Here is a 17,224-nt window from a genome sequence, read left to right on the forward strand (position 1 = left end):
GGCGGGCACCGGTAGCTGGGCCGCGGACAGCTGCGGACTACTTCAGGCCCTTGGCCCAGTCGTAGGACTTCAGGTAGGGGTCCGGCGTCACGGCCTTGCCGGAGTCCCACACGGTGTAGATGAGTCCGTCGGGACGGATCTCGCCGATGCGGGCGGTCTTGGTGATGTGGTGGTTGGAGCCGTCGATGGTGACCAGGCCCTCCGGCGCCTCGAAGCTGACGCCGTCGGCGGCGGCCTGGATGTCCTCCACCTTGAACGACTTCGCCTTCTCGACGGTGTTCTTCCACAGGTAGACCGACGCGTAGGCGGCTTCCATCGGGTCCGAGGTCGGCTTGTCGGCGCCGAAGGCGGCCTTGTAGTCGGCGACGAACTTCTTGTTCACCGGAGTGTCCACGGTCTGGTAGTAGTTCCACGCGGTGAGCTGCCCGGCGATGTGCTGCGCGCCGATGCCCGCGACCTCTTCCTCGGCGATGGACACCGAGATCACCGGCATCTCCGCGGCTTTGAGGCCCGCGTTGCTGTACTCGCGGAAGAACGCGACGTTGGAGTCGCCGTTGAGGGTGTTGAACACCGCGCCCGCCTTGGCGGAGCGGACCTTGTTCACGATGGTGGAGAAGTCGGTGGAGCCGAGCGGGGTGTAGTCCTCGCCCTTGATCTCGATGCCGTTGGCGGCGGCGTACGCCTTGATCTCGCGATTGGCGGTCTGCGGGAAGACGTAGTCGCTGCCGACCAGGTACAGGGAGGTGATGCCCTTCTGCTTGAGGTAGTCCAGCGCCGGAATGATCTGCTGGTTGGTGGTCGCGCCGGTGTAGAAGATGTTCTTGCTGTCCTCCAGGCCCTCGTACTGGACCGGGTAGTAGAGCAGCGAGTTCAGGCTCTCGAATTTCGGCTTCATGGCCTTGCGGCTCGACGAGGTCCAGCCGCCGAACACCGCGGCGACGCAGTCGGAGCTGATCAGCTTCTCCGCCTTCTCCGCGAAGGTCTTCGGGTCCGAGGCGCCGTCCTCCAGAACCAGATCGATCTTCTTGCCGAGCACGCCGCCCGCGGCGTTGATCTGGTCGACGGCCAGCTTGGTCGAGTTGGCGACGGTGACCTCGGAGATGGCCATCGTGCCGGACAGCGAGTGCAGCGAACCGACCTTGATCGTGTCCTTCGAGGTGTCGACGCAGGAGGCGGCGCCGGAGCCGGTGGTCGAGGCGTCGTCCTTGGCGCCGCAGGCGGTCAGCAACAGGCCGGCGAGCGCGAGCGCGGTGGGCACCGCCACCGCTCGGACCAAACGCCTGGAGCGATGGGTGGCACGGGAATCTGGCATGGGGCGAACCCTCTCCTCATCAGGTGTTGCGGCGGCGTCGGCAGGGCGCCGCATCGAATACCGCCGTCTTCGCCCCGCTCACGGCTGTAGACGGGGCTGTATACAACGGCTGTATTCGTGATGCGAACGGTAGACAGAACTTGTTGCGCCGGAATATCTCTCGATGACAAGTCCGTTTCGTCTGTTTCGCTCGTGTGAACCTTTCCCGTAACCGGACGGTGAACGGTTGTGAGATCCGGGCAAACACGCTGGCCGGGGCGGATGTGGCTACGGTTGCGTAGCGTCGCCGCGATGCGGCACGCTTCGATTCGTACGACATCTGAACGTCCCAAGCCGCGGCGGCGGGCCGCGGACTCGAGTCGAGGAGGACCAGATGGGCCACTACAAGGCGAACTTGCGGGACATCGAGTTCAACCTGTTCGAAGTGCTCGAGCTGAACAAACTCCTCGATACCGGCGCCTACGGCGACCTCGATTCCGACACCGCCCGGGAGATCCTCTCGGAGGTTCGGCGACTGGCCGAGGGACCGGTGGCGGACTCCTTCGCGGTGGCCGATCGCGATCCGGTGACCTATGACGTGACCACCTTCTCGGTCTCTGTTCCGGAGCCGCTCCGTAGGACCGTCGCCGCCGTGCGCGACGCGGGCTGGAGCAGGCTGGGCATGCCGGAGGGCATGGGCGGTACCCCGGCGCCCGCGGCGCTGGTCTGGGCCGTCGCCGAGATGATCACCTGCGCCAACCCCTCGGCGTCGTTCTTCAACATGGGGCCGGTCATGGCGTCCGTGCTGTACAACGTCGGCACCGAGCGGCAGCGGCACTGGGCCACGCTCGGCTTCGAGAAGGGCTGGCAGGGCACCATGGTGCTGACCGAGCCCGACGCCGGATCCGACGTCGGCGCGGGACGCACCAAGGCGATCGCGCAAGAAGACGGCACCTGGCACATCGAGGGCGTCAAGCGGTTCATCTCCGGCGCGGAGGTCGGCGACACCGCCGAGAACGTCTTCCATCTGGTGCTGGCCCGGCCCGAGGGTGCCGGACCGGGTACCAAGGGCCTGTCGCTGTTCTACGTGCCGAAGTTCCTTTTCGACCCCGAGACCTTGGAACTCGGCGAGCGCAACGGCGTGTACGTCACCGGGGTCGAGCACAAGATGGGCCTGAAATCCTCGCCCACCTGCGAGCTGACCTTCGGCGGCCACGGCGTCCCGGCCAAGGGTTGGCTGGTCGGCGAGGTGCACAACGGCATCGCGCAGATGTTCCAGGTGATCGAGAACGCGCGCATGATGGTCGGCGTCAAATCCTCCGGCACCTTGTCGACCGGTTATCTCAACGCGCTCGACTACGCCAGGGAACGGGTCCAGGGCGCGGATCTGACCCAGATGACAGACAAGGCCGCGCCCCGCGTGGCCATCACCCGGCATCCGGATGTGCGTCGTTCACTGGCGATGCAGAAGGCGTACGCCGAGGGCCTGCGCGCGGTGTACCTGTACACCGCCGCCCACCAGAACGCCGATGTGGCCCAGCTCGTTTCGGGCGCAGACGCCGATCTGGCGCACCGGGTGGATGATCTGCTGCTGCCGATCGTCAAAGGGGTCGGTTCCGAGCGGGCCTACCAGTTCCTCACCGAGTCGTTGCAGACCTTGGGCGGTTCCGGTTATCTCCAGGACTACCCGATCGAGCAATACATCCGCGACGCGAAGATCGACTCGCTCTACGAAGGCACCACCGCCATCCAGGCGCAGGACTTCTTCTTCCGCAAGATCATTCGCGACAAAGGTGCGGCGCTCGGGCACGTCAGCGCGCGGATCGCGGCGTTCCTCGACGCGAAGACCGGACGGTTCGACACCGAGCGCGACCTGCTGCGCACGGCCGCGGAGGACGTGCAGGCGATGGCCGCCTCGCTCACCGGCTTCCTGATGGCCGCGCAGCAGAAGCCCACCGAGCTGTACAAGGTCGGCCTCGGTTCGGTGCGCTTCCTGCTCGCCGTCGGCGACCTGCTCATCGGCTGGCGCCTGCTGGTACAGGCGGAGATCGCGGCCGCCGCACTGGCCACCGACGCGCCGGAGAAGGATCGCGCCTTCTACGCCGGAAAGGTCGCCGTCGCGAGCTTCTTCGCCAAGAACGTGCTGCCGAAGCTGGCGGCGGTGCGCGGGATAATCGCCGCACTCGACGACGACATCATGAACCTGGACGAAGCCGCGTTCTGAGCTGTTTTCCAGCGCCTGCGGCGCTGGGTGTTCGCGGCCCCCTCTTGGCTCGCGCCCGAGCGACCACCGCTTGCGACTTCGTCGCGGACGCGGCGGCCACTCGGACGCGAGCCGGGCTGTGTCGGTTTTTCCAGCGCCTGCGGCGCTGGGTGTTCGCGGCCCCCTCTTGGCTCGCGCCCGAGCGACCACCGCTTGCGACTTCGTCGCGGACGCGGCGGCCACTCGGACGCGAGCCGGGCCGCGAACGGCGGATGCTCGGTCTCGCTTCGCTCGAAACCTGCGGTTGAGGTGCGCCGGGCGCGTCGCCATTCGAGGTCCGGATGAAGTGCGCGCCCGGCGGATGAAGATCGATCGACTCGACCGGTATCGAGCGCGCGGGCGGGTGGTTGCATCCGGGTTGGTAGTTGCGGTGACAGGGTGGTCGGCGGCCGGTTCGAGTGACGTTGCCGCGCACGTGCGGATGGGCGTCGAGTCAGGCGTCGGGCTGGGAGAGCAGCTTGAGCACGACCGGGCGGGACAGTGTGCCCGATACCAGTCTGGCGAGCTGGTTGGCGCTCGTGCCCGCGGCGTGGGCGGCCTTCAGGGCGGTGGCGAGTTCGGTGCGGGCGGCTTCGGCGGCGGCTTGGGCGTCGCGTAGTCGCTGGGCTGCGCGGTCCACATCGGGCGGCTCGTCGCTGGTGGTCAATTCATTGACCAGTTCGACCTCCGGGAGACGGGCTTCCCGCTCACCCGGGGCAGCGTCACGGCGCATCGCCGCCCTGGCGAACTCCATCAGGAACGCGCGGGTGGCGTCCTTGTCCTCCGCGGCGGCCTCGCCGAGCAGCAGTCTGGTGGTCTGCGGGACGGCGTGCGACCAGTTGGCCAGGCCGCACAGGGCCAGCAGCAGGCGGCCCGCGTTCGCGGAGTCCACGTCGAACTGTTCCTGGGCGCGGTCGAATTTGCGCACGTAGTGCGCGGCGCGCCAGCCGTCGATGTCGTGCGCGTCGGCGCCGCGGTGCAACGCCTCCCAGAGCATCAGGCGCAGCAGATGCGGGTTGTCCCGGTGATAGTCGAACAGCTTGCCGACGTAGGCCCCCGGTTCGGTGTCGGCCAGCGGTTGCACCACGTCGATGAACTCGCGCAGCGTGTCGATCAGGATGACGTCGAACAGCTTGTCCTTGCTGCCGAACAGTCCGTAGATGCGCTCCTTGTTGACGCCCGCCGCCTCGGCGATCCGGTCGACCCGCGCGCCGGCCAGCCCGTACTGCGCGAATTCTTCGCGGGCGGCGCGCAACAGGGCCTGCCTGGTCGCGTCACTGCGTTTGATCGTGGCCGTCATGACCGACACTTTACCATCTCATTAAACCAACTATTTGGTTGACAGACGGCCTGCCGCAGGCCTACCTTCGAGCCATGGCAATGTCCACCTTCCAGTCCGCGGCTCCGGCCCGGACGCGTGGCCGAGACACCTCGGCGCGAGCCCACACCGGGCGCACCCTGCCTTTCTTCGTCCTCGCCGCACTGCTGGCCACCGGTCAGATGTACGTTCCCATCCCGCTTTTCACCGCCATGCGGGCCGACTGGGGTGTCGGCTCGGCGGCGATGACCTGGATCATCAGCGCGTTCGCCTTCGGCTACGCAGGCGGTTTCGTCCTGTTCGGGCCGCTGTCGGATCGCTACGGTCACCGCCGGGTGCTGGTCACCGGCATGCTGGCGGCCGCAGTGGTCACCCTGTTGACCGGATTGGCGTTCAGCGCCCCGCTGGCCGTGGCCCTGCGGGTGGCGCAGGGCTTGGTGGTCGGCTCGATTCCGCCCGCGATCATGGCTTATGTGGCGACCCGGATCACCCCCGCGCACCGTGCCGTGGCCACCATGTCCGTGGCAACGTCGTTCCTCGCGGCGACGGTGGTCGCGCAGATCGTGTCGCAATGGATGGTCGGCGCGTTCCCGTGGCGCACGGTGTTCGTCGCCTCCGCGATCGTGTTCGCCGTCCTCGCGCTGGCGTTGCGGTCGGCGTTGCTGGCCGACGCGCCCACCGGCCGGGACAAGCCGCTGCGGCACAGCTACGCCGCGATTCCCGCGGTGCTGCGCATCCGGGCGCTGGTGCCGATGCTGATCGCGGGCGCGATGAGCATGGCGGTGATGGTCGGGGTGTACACCGGCCTGGAACTGACCGGGGTGGTCCGCGGCTCGGGCGAACTGCTCGCGCTGCGGGCGGGCGCGCTGCCGGTGATGATCGCGCTGCCCCTGCTCGCGGTGCCGCTGGCCCGGCTGTCCAAGCACGGCCAGATCGTGCTCGGCGTGCTCATCGCCGCGACGGCGATGGTGGTCGCGACCTTCGAGGGAACCCATCCGCTCGTGCTGGCCGTCCTGCTGGCCGTGCTGGTCGGCGGACTCGGCATCATCGCTCCGGCCGTGCTGCAGAGCGCGGGCGAACTGGGCGGCGAATCCCGCGCCGCCGCCATGTCGGTCGCGATGTTCAGCTTCTACGTGGGCGCGACCATCGGCCCGCTGGTCGCCGCCGCCGCGGCGCCGCACGGCTTCGCCACCCTCGCCTGGACGCTGGCGCTGTTGCTCGTCGCCGCACTGGGTATGACGGTGGCCGGTCTGCGGATGCAGCGAAAGGCGCAGGCCGCCTGACCGAACACCACGTCCGGCCGGTATCGGTAATCCGATACCGGCCGGACGCACGTTCATCCCGCGCCGCCGGTTCGCCTCGCCGGAATCACCCGGCCGACTACTTCAGTACATACGGCGAAACCGAGCTGCGGTGCTCACTGATGTCGAGCACCTTGCCCAACGGCGGGAACGCGCGCTGCGGGCAGTTGGCCCGTTCGCAGACCCGGCAGCCCGCACCGATCGGCGTCGGCTGCACTTCGTCGAGGTCGATGCCGTCGGCGTAGATCACCCGGGCCGCGTGCCGCAGTTCGCAGCCCAGTCCGATGGCGAAGGTCTTGCTCGGCTGGCCGAAACGGGTGGCGCGGCGTTCGACCGTGCGAGCCACCCATAGGTATTTGCGGCCGTCGGGCATCTGGGCGATCTGCGTCATGATCTTGCCGGGATAGGCGAAGGTCTCGTAGACGTTCCACAGCGGGCAGGTCCCGCCGCTGGCGGAGAAGTGGAAACCGGTGGCCGACTGGCGCTTGGACATGTTGCCCGCGCGGTCGACCCGCACGAACGAGAACGGCACGCCGCGCAGCGAGGGTCGTTGCAGCGTGGATAGCCGGTGACAGATGGTCTCGTAGCTCTGCGTGAAGAACGCCGACAGCCGCTCGATGTCGTAGCGGAAGTCCTCGGCCACCTCGTGGAAATGCGTGTACGGCAGCACCGTCGCCGCGGCGAAGTAATTGGCCAGCCCGAGCATGGCCAGTTTGCGGGCGTCCTCGGACGCGAAATTGCCCTCCTCGACCAGCTTCTCCAGCAACCCTTCGCATTCGAAGTAGGCCAGTTCGGCGGCCAGTTTGAAGGTGCGCTGCCCACCGGAGAGATGCGGCGCGATCTCCAGGTTGCGGGTCTGCGGGTCGTATCGGTGCAGCACGCCTTCGCCGAGATCGATGCGCTCGGTGATCCGCACGTCGTGCGCGCGCAGGATCCTGGCGATCTCGCTGTTCACGTCGCCGCCGTGGAAACGGATGCGCGCGGTGAGCTCCTCCGCGGCGGTGTCCAGCTCGTGGATGTAGTTCTGGCGCTGGTAGAAGTAGTCGCGCACTTCCTCGTGCGGCTTGCTGATCGCGCCGCTGCCCGCGCTGTCGGCGAACCGGTCCTCGGTGGCCGCCGCCAGCTGGGCGGAGGTGTTGCGGTAGCGGTTGTGCATGTTGACCAGCGCGCGGGCCATGCTCGGATGCGCCGAGACCATGTCCGCGATCTCCTGGGCGTCGGCCTCGATGCCCAGCTCCTGGTCCATCACGACCTCTTGGAGTTCCGCGATGAGCCGGGTGTCGTCCTGCGCGGAGAAGAAGGTCGCGTCGACGCCGAACACGTCGCTGATCTTCAGCAGCACCGGGACGGTGAGCGGGCGCACGTCGTGCTCGATCTGGTTGAGGTAACTCGCCGAGATCTCCAGCTGCTGGGCCAGCGCGATCTGGCTCAGCCCGCGTTCGGTCCGCAGCTGACGCAGCCGAGCGCCGACGTAAGTCTTGGCCATGCGTCCAGCTTATGGCCGGGTTCGCATCCGTGCCAATTACGCATTAACACTCCTCGCAGACATGTGTCGTACCCGGCGGCTACCGTCGGCAGGGTGTTGTTCTCGGATGTCGTCCTGGCCTCGGAGACCGTGCGCGCGACCAGGTCACGCAAGACGAAGATCGCCACGCTGGCCGGGCTGCTGACCTCGGCCGCCGCCGACGAGCTCGCGCCCGTCGTCGCCTGGGCGTCCGGCGGGCTACCGCAGGGGCGGATCGGCACGGGGTGGCGCACGCTCACCACGCTCGACAGCCCGCCCGCGCCGGTCGCGACGCTGACCGTCGCGACCGTGCACGCCGCGCTGAGCGAGCTGGCCGGTACCTCCGGCGCCGGATCCGCCGCCCGGCGCAAGGAGCTGCTCGGGGCGCTGTGGTCCGCGGCGACGGCGGATGAGCAGAGTTTCCTGGTGCGCCTGCTCACCGGGGAACTGCGCCAAGGAGCGCTCACCGCCGTGGTCGCCGAAGCGGTGGCCGTCGCCGCGGGTGTGCCGCCCGATCTGGTCCGCCGGGCGTACATGCTGTCGGGCCGATTGCCGGTCACCGCCGTCGCGGCGCTGACCGGCGGCGCTGCCGCGCTCGCGGAGTTCCGGCTCGAAGTCGGCCGCCCGATCCAGCCCATGCTCGCCTCGCCCGGTGCGACGCTGGACGAGGCGCTGATCGAGTTCGAGGGCGAGGTGAGCGTCGAGCACAAGCTGGACGGCGCCCGCATCCAGGTGCACCAGGACGGCGACCGGGTCCGCATCTTCACCAGGACGCTGCGCGATATCACCGCGGGCGTGCCCGAACTGGTCGAGCTGGTCGCCGGCCTGGATTGCACGAGCGTCGTCCTGGACGGGGAGACGCTGGCGCTCACCGACGCGGGACGGCCACGTCCGTTCCAGGAGACCATGAGCCGCTTCGCCGAGGTGAGTTCCACCCGGGAGTTGCTGCTGCATCCGTACTTCTTCGACTGTCTGCACCTGGACGGCCGGGACCTGCTCGACGCTCCGCTGTCGGAGCGGCGCGCCGCGCTGACGAAGGTGGCGGGCACGCACACCATTCCCGCGTTGCTGCGGCCGGATGCCGAAGCGGCCGCTGAATATTTCGACGGCGCGCTGGCGGCGGGCCACGAGGGCGTCATGATCAAGTCGCTGACCGCGCCGTACGCGGCGGGCAGGCGGGGCAGGGCCTGGCAGAAGGTCAAGCCGACGCACACCCTCGACCTGGTTGTGCTCGGCGCGGAATGGGGCTACGGCCGTCGCACGGGTTACCTGTCGAACCTGCATCTCGGCGCGCGCGACCCGGACAGCGGCGAGCCGGTCATGGTAGGCAAGACCTTCAAGGGACTCACCGACGCGCTGTTGCAGTGGCAGACCACCGAATTCCCCCGCCACGAGCGCTCGCGCGATCAGCACACCGTGTATCTGTGGCCGCGACTGGTTGTGGAGATCGCTTTGGACGGCGTGCAGGTCAGTCCGCGCTATCCCGGCGGGGTCGCGTTGCGTTTCGCTCGGGTGGTGCGCTACCGCCCCGACAAAGAGCCCGCCGACGCGGACACCATCGACACCGTCCGCGCGCTACTGCCGTGATAGTCGCCGCGATGTGAAGCGCGCTTGCTCCCGCGCCGGGTGCGTGTCGAGCGTGCGCGGCGAATCGGGCCACTGTAAGTATGGGCAGCGCAAGGTTCCGGATGGCCGCCACACTGCAATGGTCCGGCCGGATCGTACCTCCGGACAAGGAATCGGCGGGCGGGTGCGACGATGCGAATTGGGCTGTGCGGACGCTATGTCCGGCTGGTGGCGGCGTTGCTGGGCGTCTTGGCGGTGAGTGCGGTCGGCACGCCCGCGCAGGCGAATCCGATCGAGCAGTTCCTCACGCCTTCGCGTGAATACTCCGGGATCCTGCCCACGCCGCTGGGCGACCCGTTCTACACCCCGCCGCCGGAATTCGAGAACACACCGCCGGGAACGGTTCTGGCGTCCCGTCCGGGCGGCACCGGCCTGACCGCGTTCCCGGTGCACTCGACCGAACTGCTGATCCGGTCCACCGATTCCAAGGATTACCCGGCCCCCGTGGTCGCGACGTTGCTCTTGCCGCGGACGCCGTGGACCGGGCCGGGGCCGCGACCGGTGCTGTCGCTCAATCACGCGATCGACTCGCTCGGGCATCGGTGCGCACCGTCCTACGAGCTCAAGAACCCGTTGTGGGCCGAGATGTGGGCCGCCCAGATTCCGTTGTCCAAGGGATACGCCGTGCTCGTGCCCGACCATCAGGGCCCGCGGCAGGCGTACGGGGCGGGACTGATGGCCGGGCACGCGGTGCTCGACTCGATCCGGGCGGCGGTCCGAACGCCGGAACTCGGGTTGCGGCCGGACGCTCCGACGCTGGTCACCGGATACTCCGGCGGCGCCATCGCCAGCGGATGGGCCGCCCAGCTGGCCCCGGCGTACGCGCCCGAGCTGAATCTGGTGGGTGCGGCGTTCGGCGGTGTTCCCGCCGACTTCGGCATGCTGCTGTCCACCATGAACGGCCGCAACGCCGCGTCCGGGGTCTTCTTGGCCGCGACGCTCGGATTGGCGCGGGAGTATCCAGAGCTGCTGGGCCTGATGAACGACAACGGCTGGCGACTGGCCCAGCTCGGCAAGGACATGTGCATGACCGGGGAGGAGTTCGGCGGTGTCGTGGCGCCGATTCCGGTGCAGGCGCTCACCCATGCCGCCGCGCCCACCGAACTGCCGATGGTCAAGGAGATCCTGGCCGCCAATCGGCTGGGCGCGAGCGCGCCGACGGTGCCGGTGTTCCTCTATCACGCGACGCACGACCCGTGGGTGCCGTTGGCCGGGGCGGAGAAGTTGTACGCGGACTGGTGCGGCGCCGGGACACCGGTGGACTTCCAGGTCTATCTCGGCGAACACTTCCTGGTCGGCCTCAGCGGCATCCCCGGTGCGAACTCGTGGATCGATGATCGGTTCGCAGGCCGTCCGGTCGCCGCGCGGTGCACTCGATCCGGCTGAGCAGGGCGAACCAGAGTAGTCCATGTCGGTGGGCGGAACTTTCGGTGACCGACCTGGCTCTGCCATCCGGGGGTGCAGCACACTGGAGGCGTGACCGTCGAATTACTGGTTCTCCTGATCGTCATCGTCACGGCGCTCGCATTCGATTTCACGAACGGCTTCCACGACACCGCCAACGCGATGGCGACCTCGATCGCCACCGGTGCGCTGCGGCCGCGGGTGGCGGTGGCGCTCTCCGCGGTGCTGAACCTGGTCGGCGCGTTCCTGTCGGTGGCCGTCGCCGCCACCGTGGCGAAGGGCATCGTGCGCCTCGATGCCGTCGGCGGCCAGGACCTGATCGTCATCGTGTTCGCCGGTTTGGTCGGCGGGATCCTGTGGAACCTGCTCACCTGGCTTTTCGGCCTGCCGTCGAGTTCGTCGCACGCGCTGTTCGGCGGTCTGATCGGGGCGACGCTGGCCGCGCTGGGCTGGAGCGGGGTGATCTGGGCGTCCGGATCGGACGGCGTGATCACCAAGATCATTCTTCCCGCCGTGCTCGCGCCCATCGTCGCCGCGCTGGTCTCGGCGATCGGCACCTGGCTGGTGTACCGGATCACCCGCGGCGCCGACGAAGGGAAGGTCACCGAGGGCTTCCGGTGGGGGCAGATCGGCTCCGCCTCGCTGGTCTCGCTGGCGCACGGCACGAACGACGCGCAGAAGACGATGGGCGTGATCTTCCTGGCGCTCGTCGCACACGGCACGCTCACCAAAGACGACGACCTGCCGCTCTGGGTGATGGCCGCGTGCGCCGTGGCCATCGCGGCGGGCACCTACCTCGGCGGCTGGCGGATCATCCGGACGCTGGGCAAGGGCCTGGTCGAGATCGACTCGCCGCAGGGCCTCGCTGCGGAATCCGCCTCGGCCGCGATCATCTTGACCTCGGCCCATTTCGGGTTGCCGCTGTCCACCACGCAGACGGCCACCGGCGCGATCCTCGGCACCGGTCTCGGCAAGGGCGCCGAGGTGCGCTGGGCCGTGATGGGGCGGATGGTGGTCGCATGGTTGCTCACGCTGCCGCTGGCCGCGGTCGCGGGAGCGATCTGCTGGGCCATCGCCCACGTCATCGGCGGGCTGGCCGGTGTGCTCGTGGTCTTCGGCATCCTGATCGGGCTGTCGACGCTGATGTACCTGCGGTCGCGGCGTGATCCGGTGCACACCGGCAACGTCAACGAGTGGCCGGGCGACGGGAACGATCCGCCCACCGCCGCGCCGCCCGCCACGTCGGCGGACAAGAACCGTTCGGCCCAGGTGTAGGAGGACCAGGCGTGCACACTCTCGTCACGAATCTGAACGCGCTGTGGAAAGTCGTCGCGGCCGGCTTGGTGCTCGGCGCGGGCCTGCCGATGATCTTCGCGATCGGGGTGCGGTTCTGGTCGACGACCGTGACGACCGACGCGGGAACGGGCGCGGTGCGGCGCAATTACCCCGCCCTCGCGGTCGCGGTCGCGTGCTTCGCGCTGGTTGTCGTGGCGATCGTCAGCGGCATCCTGTACACGGCGAAAGCGTTCATCGCCGCCAGATTCGGCATCCATTTGTTCGGGCAGGCGTGAGGAGTGCCAGCGTGACCGATCCAGTGAAACCAGCTCCGCTCCGGCCGAAGCTGCTCGGCAAAGTCGTGGGCTGGCTGCGCGCGGGGTATCCGCAGGGCGTCCCGCAGGCGGATTATGTGGCCCTGTTCGCCGTGCTGCACCGGCACCTCACCGACTACGAGGTGGTCGCGATCGCCGAGGAGCTGGTCGCTTCGAATCCGGACAGCACGATCACCCACGCCGAGATCGAGCAGGCCATCGCCCGGTTCGCCATGGAGCAGCCGGCCGAAGGCGACGTCGCTCGCGTCGCCTCCCATCTGGCCGCGGGCGGCTGGCCGCTGGCCGATCCGCCCGCCGATTCCGACTGACCGAGCCGCCGCCGATGCCACCCTTCCTGCACGCGATCATCGGCTGGCTGCGGGTCGGATATCCGGACGGCGTGCCGGAGTCCGACTACATCCCGCTGCTCGCGCTGCTGCGCCGTCGCCTGTCCGACGAAGAGGTGGCCAGGATCGCCGCCGAGCTGACCGGCTTCGGTGGGGCGGACATCGACCAGACCGACATCCAGGTGATGATCACCAAGATCACCAACGACATGCCCTCCGAAGCCGACGTGGCCCGGGTGCGCGCCCGGGTCGAGGCCAATGCCTGGCCGGATCCGGACGTCGAGTGAGTCACGGCTGATCGCGCGGGCCGCTGAGGTAGGGCAGGCGGCGCACGCCCGCCGCGACCTCGTAGGCGAGATCCTCGTAGCCGAGCGCGAGTTCGGCGAGGCGCTCCCAGGCATCGTGCACGGCCCACTCCGGGGCGCCGGAGAGGATCTCGTGGGCGCAGGCGGAGAACTGGGCGAGCCGGTCGACCACCATGCCCACTGTTTCGGTGTGCATGTGCGCGCCGCCGTGTGGCAGCGGCGCCTCGGTGGCGACCCAGCGGTCGATCGCGAGGACGAGGCGGGCGCGGTGCCCATCGATGTCCTTCGTCCCGCCCAGGCCATGGCGCAGGCGGCGTTGATGCAATCCCGCGAGTAAGTGGGCCGATTCCAGGATCGGGTGCGCGCGGCGGGGCGCGGTGTGGCAGGCCTGCAAGATGAGCTCTTTGGTCGGCAGTGGTTCCACTGCGATAACCCCCTGGATCGAATGGTCGCGGCGGGCGTCACACGAGACGCGAAGGATCATCGACGATGCCGCCCGCCCGGACGCGGCAATCGGTGCCGCTTGCGCGACGGCCCGGTGTCCCACGGCGATTCGAGGACGACGAGACCAACGGCCTCCAGCGGCGTGAGCCCGATGCGGCGCACCAGCTCCTCCGTCAGGGCAACCATCTCCGCCGCTTGGATCGCCGCAGTCGCCTGCTCTGTGGACACCATCCGGCCACGCAGATAGGACACCACCCACGCGTCGTCACTGACCCGCCGCGCCTGATGCGGCGTCTGATCACTCACGATCCACATCCGGTCGACGACATGCACCGACATCGGAACCCCCTTCATCCCCGCCGAGCGGGCTGTTCCATCAGCCCCGCTGTGATGCGCAACACAAGCAGGGTAGGTGCGGGACCGCTGACAAGTCAACTTGACCAGTCAATTTGACAAACTTGCCCCGCTGTGGATGCGGGTACGGTCATCTGCACGAACAGCCGGAAGGACTCATCGGACGATGGCACCACTTTCGCCCACGGTCGCGCGCTGGGAGCTCATGCTCCGAATCAAGCGCCGCCGCACGGAGTTCGACGTGTCCGCGTCCGTCATCGCCAAGGAACTGGGCTTCACGCTGTCGTACTGGTCGAAGGTGGAGAAAGAACGCGTCCTGGCCGAGGACAAACTGCGGAATCTGATGAGCCTGCTCGAATTCGACCCGGCCGAACGCGAGGAGATGTTGCGGCTGCGCGACATCGCGAAGCAGCGCGGGTGGTGGTCGGAGTACGCGGGGCTGCTGTCGGACGAGGTGATACGCCTCTATGGATTGGAGCACGGGGCGCGGAGCGTACGTAGTTACGCGAGCATCCTGATTCCCGGCCTTTTGCAGACCGAGGACTACGCGCGGGCGGTGATCGCCAACGACCGGGCGCGGGTTCGGCAAGTGGAAATCGAGCGCTTGGTCGAAGTTCGCATGCGACGTCAGCAGCGGCTCACCGGATCGGAGCCGCTTCAGGTCACAGCGATCGTCAACGAGGCCGCGCTGACCCAGCGCACCGGGGGTGTGGCGGTCCTGAAAAATCAGCTTTCACACCTGCTGTCGATTACCGAGACGCACGCCGACACAGTCGACGTTCGGGTCGTGCCCTTCGACGCGCCAGGTGGTGTACTGCTGACCGGTGCGTCGTTCCACCTGCTCGGGTTCGACAGCGCACTCCTACCCGACGTGGCGTGGACCGAGACGCTGGTCCATCTCGGAGTGATCGAGGAGAGCGAACCGGTGCGTCACCTCGCGACCATGTTCGCCACCACTCTCGCCGACCACGCGCTTCCACGGAACGAGTCGATAACGTTGATCGAACGCAGGCTCGCCGCGCTGTAGCGTGATCGGCATGGGGAGCGCGGCCGGCTGGTTCAAGTCATCACATTCGAACGACAGCACCGCTTGCGTAGAGGTGTGCTTCGACGGTGGTCGGGTCCTGGTTCGAGACAGCAAGTTTCAAGGGTCGCCGGACGCATCGCCCATCCTGGCGTTCACGCCGACCCAGTGGGCGGCGTTCACCACGGCGCTCCGCGCAGGAGCCTGACCGCTATGGGCGGCGCGGCGGCTGGTTCAAGTCGTCCTACTCCAGCGACAGTCAGGCCTGCGTAGAAGTGCACTTCGACGGCGGTCGAGTATTGGTCAGAGACAGCAAGTCCGGGGACCATCGGACGCATCGCCCACGTTGGCGTTCACTTCGACCCAGTGGGCGGCATTCACCACGGCGCTCCGCACCGAACTTGCCTGACACATCTCCCAGCCGACTCTCAGCTTCACGACACCGAGCACTCAGCTCCACCGGCAAGAGTATCCCCGTCGATGCGAAGCGATCCATCGATAGCTCCACCGGTGGGCAACTGCCCTGCCCGCCACCCGAACCGGCCGACGGCGCGCAAACCCTCGCACGCGCCGCCGGCCGTTTCCTTGCCGCGAGTGGGTGTCGACTTCGGTGTGTCGAAGTCAATCTCCGAGGGTGCTGGAGCCGGCGAGGAGGTGGAGGAAGTGTTCGACTTCCGATTGGACGGCCGCGCGGGCGGGGGTGAGGTACTTGCGTGGGTCGGAGAGGTCGGGGGCGTTCGTGAGGTGATCGCGGATGGCGGACGTCATTCGGATGTTGAGGCGGGTGGCGATGTTGATCTTCGTCATGCCGTGTTCCACGGCGGCGCGCAGGCCGTGATCGGGGACGCCGGAGGAGCCGTGCAGCACCAAGGGGACGGGGACCTTCGCGGCCAGGTGGGCGATCAGGTCGTTGTCGAGTTCGGCGGTGCGAGTGTGCATGGCATGTGCGGAGCCGACGGCGACCGCGAGTGCGTCGACGCCGGTGGCGCGCACGAACTCCACCGCCTCGTCGGGATCGGTGCGCGCGCCGGGCGCGTGGGCGCCGTCCTTGCCGCCGACCGCACCGAGTTCGGCTTCGATGTGCACGCCGCGCTCGTGGCACCACGCGGTGACCGCGGTGGTGGCGGCGACGTTGTCGGCGTAGTCGAGGGCGGAGCCGTCGTACATGACCGAGCGGATGCCGAGATCGACCGCGGTATGGATCAGTTCGGCGGTGGTGGCATGGTCGAGATGGACCGCGACCGCTGCGTCGCTGTCGGCGGCGATGCGCAGGCAGGCGAGGGCGAGCGGGGCGATGCCGCGGTGGTAGAGCGCGGTGTTCTCCGACAGTTGCAGGACCACCGGCCGTTTCGCCGATTCCGCGGCGGCCGCGATCGCCTCGGCGTGCTCGAGGGTGATCACGTTGAACGCGCCGAGTCCGCCCGGACGGGCCGCGGCGATCAGGTCGGGGATCGAGGTCAGCGGCATAGCGCGGGCTCTGTCGGCTCGCAGGGCCGGTGGCCGGCCGGATCGGTGTGCTGGGCGGTCACGAGGCAGCCTCCTGCGGTGCTGGTAGATCCAGTTCTCGAATCCGGACGGTCGGGGTGAGGCGGGTGCGCAGACCGCGGTCGATCTCGCCGGCCACCGGGACGACCACGGCGGCCGCCGAGGTCGCGACCGCGTCGGCGAGCAGGGCGGGCCAGTCGGTGCGCGATGCGGACGAGAGGGCGGCGATCACGGCCGCCACCGCGGCATCGCCCGCGCCGGTGGGATTTCCGCCGAGCGGTTCGGCGAGCGCCGCCGACCACGCGCCGTCGGCGGTCACGGCGGTGAGCCCCTCGGGGCCGCGGGTCGCGATCACGGCGCGCACGCCGTGCGCGATCAGCGGCTGGACGGCGCCGACGACGTCGTCGGCGGTCGTCGGCTCCGCACCGGTGAGACGCTGGAGTTCGCTCTCGTTCGGGGTGAGCACGATGCCGGGCACCTGGGCGGCCAAGCGCAGCGCCTCGCCGTCGACGTCGCAGATGGTGGGCAAGTCTGCCGCGATGGCGGTGCGGGCGATCTCGGCGGGCAGCGAGGGGTCGATGCCGCCCGGCAGCGAACCGGAGATGACCAACCCGGCGATATCGGGTAGCAGGCCCGCCACCCGGACCGCCAACTGCTCCGCGGCGTGCGGATTGGAGACCCGGGCGCCCGGCTCCCAGAGCGCGGTGGCGGTGCCGTCCTCGGACTCGCTGATCACCACCGTGCGGCGCACCCAGGGCAGCGCGTGCACGAAGTCGACCGGCAACTCGAGTTCGGCGGCCGCCGCGAAGGCGTGATCGGAGAACCCGGTGGCCCTGGCGTATTTGCCGAGCTGATTCAGCACGCGGGTCACGTTGATGCCCTTGCCGCCGATGCGTTGTTCCACCGACCGGACCCGGTGGGCCTGCCCGCGTTCGAAACGTTCGACGCGATAGGTCATGTCGTACGCGGGATTCATTGTCACGGTGAGGA

The 17,224-nt window shown here is 68.6% G+C and carries 17 protein-coding genes and 1 pseudogene; 11 read left to right on the forward strand and 7 right to left on the reverse strand.

Going from position 1 to position 17,224, the window contains the following annotated elements:
- Window positions 1-37: 37 nt before the first annotated feature.
- Window positions 38-1,312, reverse strand: a complete 1,275-nt coding sequence (gene urtA, locus ACZ6DL_RS10955) for an urea ABC transporter substrate-binding protein (protein ID WP_466050326.1) — start codon at window positions 1,310-1,312, stop codon at window positions 38-40.
- A gap of 373 nt (window positions 1,313-1,685) precedes the next feature.
- On the opposite strand from urtA, the gene ACZ6DL_RS10960 reads away from it, so the two are divergent.
- Window positions 1,686-3,515, forward strand: coding sequence for an acyl-CoA dehydrogenase (locus ACZ6DL_RS10960; RefSeq protein WP_466050327.1), 1,830 nt, complete (start codon window positions 1,686-1,688; stop codon window positions 3,513-3,515).
- Window positions 3,516-3,987: 472 nt separating this feature from the next.
- On the opposite strand, the gene ACZ6DL_RS10965 is transcribed toward ACZ6DL_RS10960, so the two are convergent.
- Entirely contained in the window at window positions 3,988-4,833 is an 846-nt protein-coding gene (locus tag ACZ6DL_RS10965; protein ID WP_466050328.1) for a TetR/AcrR family transcriptional regulator, read from the reverse strand.
- A gap of 74 nt (window positions 4,834-4,907) precedes the next feature.
- Here ACZ6DL_RS10965 and ACZ6DL_RS10970 point away from each other — a divergent pair, with 74 nt between their 5' ends.
- The gene (locus ACZ6DL_RS10970; RefSeq protein ID WP_466050329.1) at window positions 4,908-6,134 is read left to right on the forward strand and encodes an MFS transporter; all 1,227 of its coding nucleotides are present in this window, start codon (window positions 4,908-4,910) and stop codon (window positions 6,132-6,134) included.
- Between the two features lie 97 nt (window positions 6,135-6,231).
- Here the strand turns inward: ACZ6DL_RS10970 and ramB are convergent, their stop codons facing one another.
- Window positions 6,232-7,638 carry an acetate metabolism transcriptional regulator RamB gene (gene ramB / locus ACZ6DL_RS10975; RefSeq protein WP_466050330.1) on the reverse strand — a complete coding sequence of 469 codons (1,407 nt, stop codon included), beginning with the start codon at window positions 7,636-7,638 and terminating at the stop codon, window positions 6,232-6,234.
- A 93-nt stretch (window positions 7,639-7,731) separates the two neighbouring features.
- On the opposite strand from ramB, the gene ACZ6DL_RS10980 reads away from it, so the two are divergent.
- The 6 genes from ACZ6DL_RS10980 to ACZ6DL_RS11005 all read left to right on the forward strand — a co-directional run bounded on the left by ACZ6DL_RS10980 (window position 7,732) and on the right by ACZ6DL_RS11005 (window position 12,909).
- Entirely contained in the window at window positions 7,732-9,243 is a 1,512-nt protein-coding gene (locus ACZ6DL_RS10980; protein ID WP_466050331.1) for an ATP-dependent DNA ligase, read from the forward strand.
- A gap of 171 nt (window positions 9,244-9,414) precedes the next feature.
- On the forward strand, window positions 9,415-10,668 hold the full coding sequence (locus ACZ6DL_RS10985; protein WP_466050332.1) for a lipase family protein: 1,254 nt from the start codon (window positions 9,415-9,417) through the stop codon (window positions 10,666-10,668).
- A 90-nt stretch (window positions 10,669-10,758) separates the two neighbouring features.
- Window positions 10,759-11,961 carry an inorganic phosphate transporter gene (locus tag ACZ6DL_RS10990; protein WP_466050333.1) on the forward strand — a complete coding sequence of 401 codons (1,203 nt, stop codon included), beginning with the start codon at window positions 10,759-10,761 and terminating at the stop codon, window positions 11,959-11,961.
- 11 nt (window positions 11,962-11,972) lie between these two features.
- Window positions 11,973-12,257, forward strand: coding sequence for a hypothetical protein (locus ACZ6DL_RS10995; protein WP_357034654.1), 285 nt, complete (start codon window positions 11,973-11,975; stop codon window positions 12,255-12,257).
- Window positions 12,258-12,268: 11 nt separating this feature from the next.
- Window positions 12,269-12,604 (forward strand): DUF3349 domain-containing protein, encoded by a 336-nt coding sequence (locus tag ACZ6DL_RS11000; RefSeq protein ID WP_357131225.1) that lies wholly within the window; start codon window positions 12,269-12,271, stop codon window positions 12,602-12,604.
- A gap of 14 nt (window positions 12,605-12,618) precedes the next feature.
- Window positions 12,619-12,909 (forward strand): DUF3349 domain-containing protein, encoded by a 291-nt coding sequence (locus ACZ6DL_RS11005; protein ID WP_357034650.1) that lies wholly within the window; start codon window positions 12,619-12,621, stop codon window positions 12,907-12,909.
- Between the two features lies 1 nt (window position 12,910).
- On the opposite strand, the gene ACZ6DL_RS11010 is transcribed toward ACZ6DL_RS11005, so the two are convergent.
- Window positions 12,911-13,351: a DUF4254 domain-containing protein gene (locus ACZ6DL_RS11010; protein WP_466050334.1), complete on the reverse strand. Its 441-nt coding sequence runs from the start codon at window positions 13,349-13,351 to the stop codon at window positions 12,911-12,913.
- 56 nt (window positions 13,352-13,407) lie between these two features.
- Entirely contained in the window at window positions 13,408-13,710 is a 303-nt protein-coding gene (locus tag ACZ6DL_RS11015; RefSeq protein ID WP_466050335.1) for a hypothetical protein, read from the reverse strand.
- A 181-nt stretch (window positions 13,711-13,891) separates the two neighbouring features.
- On the opposite strand from ACZ6DL_RS11015, the gene ACZ6DL_RS11020 reads away from it, so the two are divergent.
- From ACZ6DL_RS11020 to ACZ6DL_RS11030, 3 genes and pseudogenes are all read left to right on the forward strand, one after another.
- Window positions 13,892-14,752 carry a helix-turn-helix domain-containing protein gene (locus ACZ6DL_RS11020; protein ID WP_466050336.1) on the forward strand — a complete coding sequence of 287 codons (861 nt, stop codon included), beginning with the start codon at window positions 13,892-13,894 and terminating at the stop codon, window positions 14,750-14,752.
- A 10-nt stretch (window positions 14,753-14,762) separates the two neighbouring features.
- Window positions 14,763-14,957 (forward strand): DUF397 domain-containing protein, encoded by a 195-nt coding sequence (locus ACZ6DL_RS11025; RefSeq protein WP_466050337.1) that lies wholly within the window; start codon window positions 14,763-14,765, stop codon window positions 14,955-14,957.
- A gap of 31 nt (window positions 14,958-14,988) precedes the next feature.
- Window positions 14,989-15,453 (forward strand): annotated as a pseudogene (locus ACZ6DL_RS11030) (DUF397 domain-containing protein); the annotation flags it as partial.
- Here the strand turns inward: ACZ6DL_RS11030 and ACZ6DL_RS11035 are convergent.
- Window positions 15,371-16,216, reverse strand: a complete 846-nt coding sequence (locus ACZ6DL_RS11035) for a class II fructose-bisphosphate aldolase (RefSeq protein WP_466050338.1) — start codon at window positions 16,214-16,216, stop codon at window positions 15,371-15,373. The pseudogene ACZ6DL_RS11030 and the gene ACZ6DL_RS11035 sit on opposite strands and share 83 nt — an antisense overlap.
- A 58-nt stretch (window positions 16,217-16,274) precedes the next feature.
- Window positions 16,275-17,216, reverse strand: a complete 942-nt coding sequence (locus ACZ6DL_RS11040) for a hexose kinase (protein ID WP_466050339.1) — start codon at window positions 17,214-17,216, stop codon at window positions 16,275-16,277.
- Window positions 17,217-17,224 lie beyond the last annotated feature (8 nt).

This window comes from Nocardia sp. NPDC041819 (assembly GCF_055590505.1).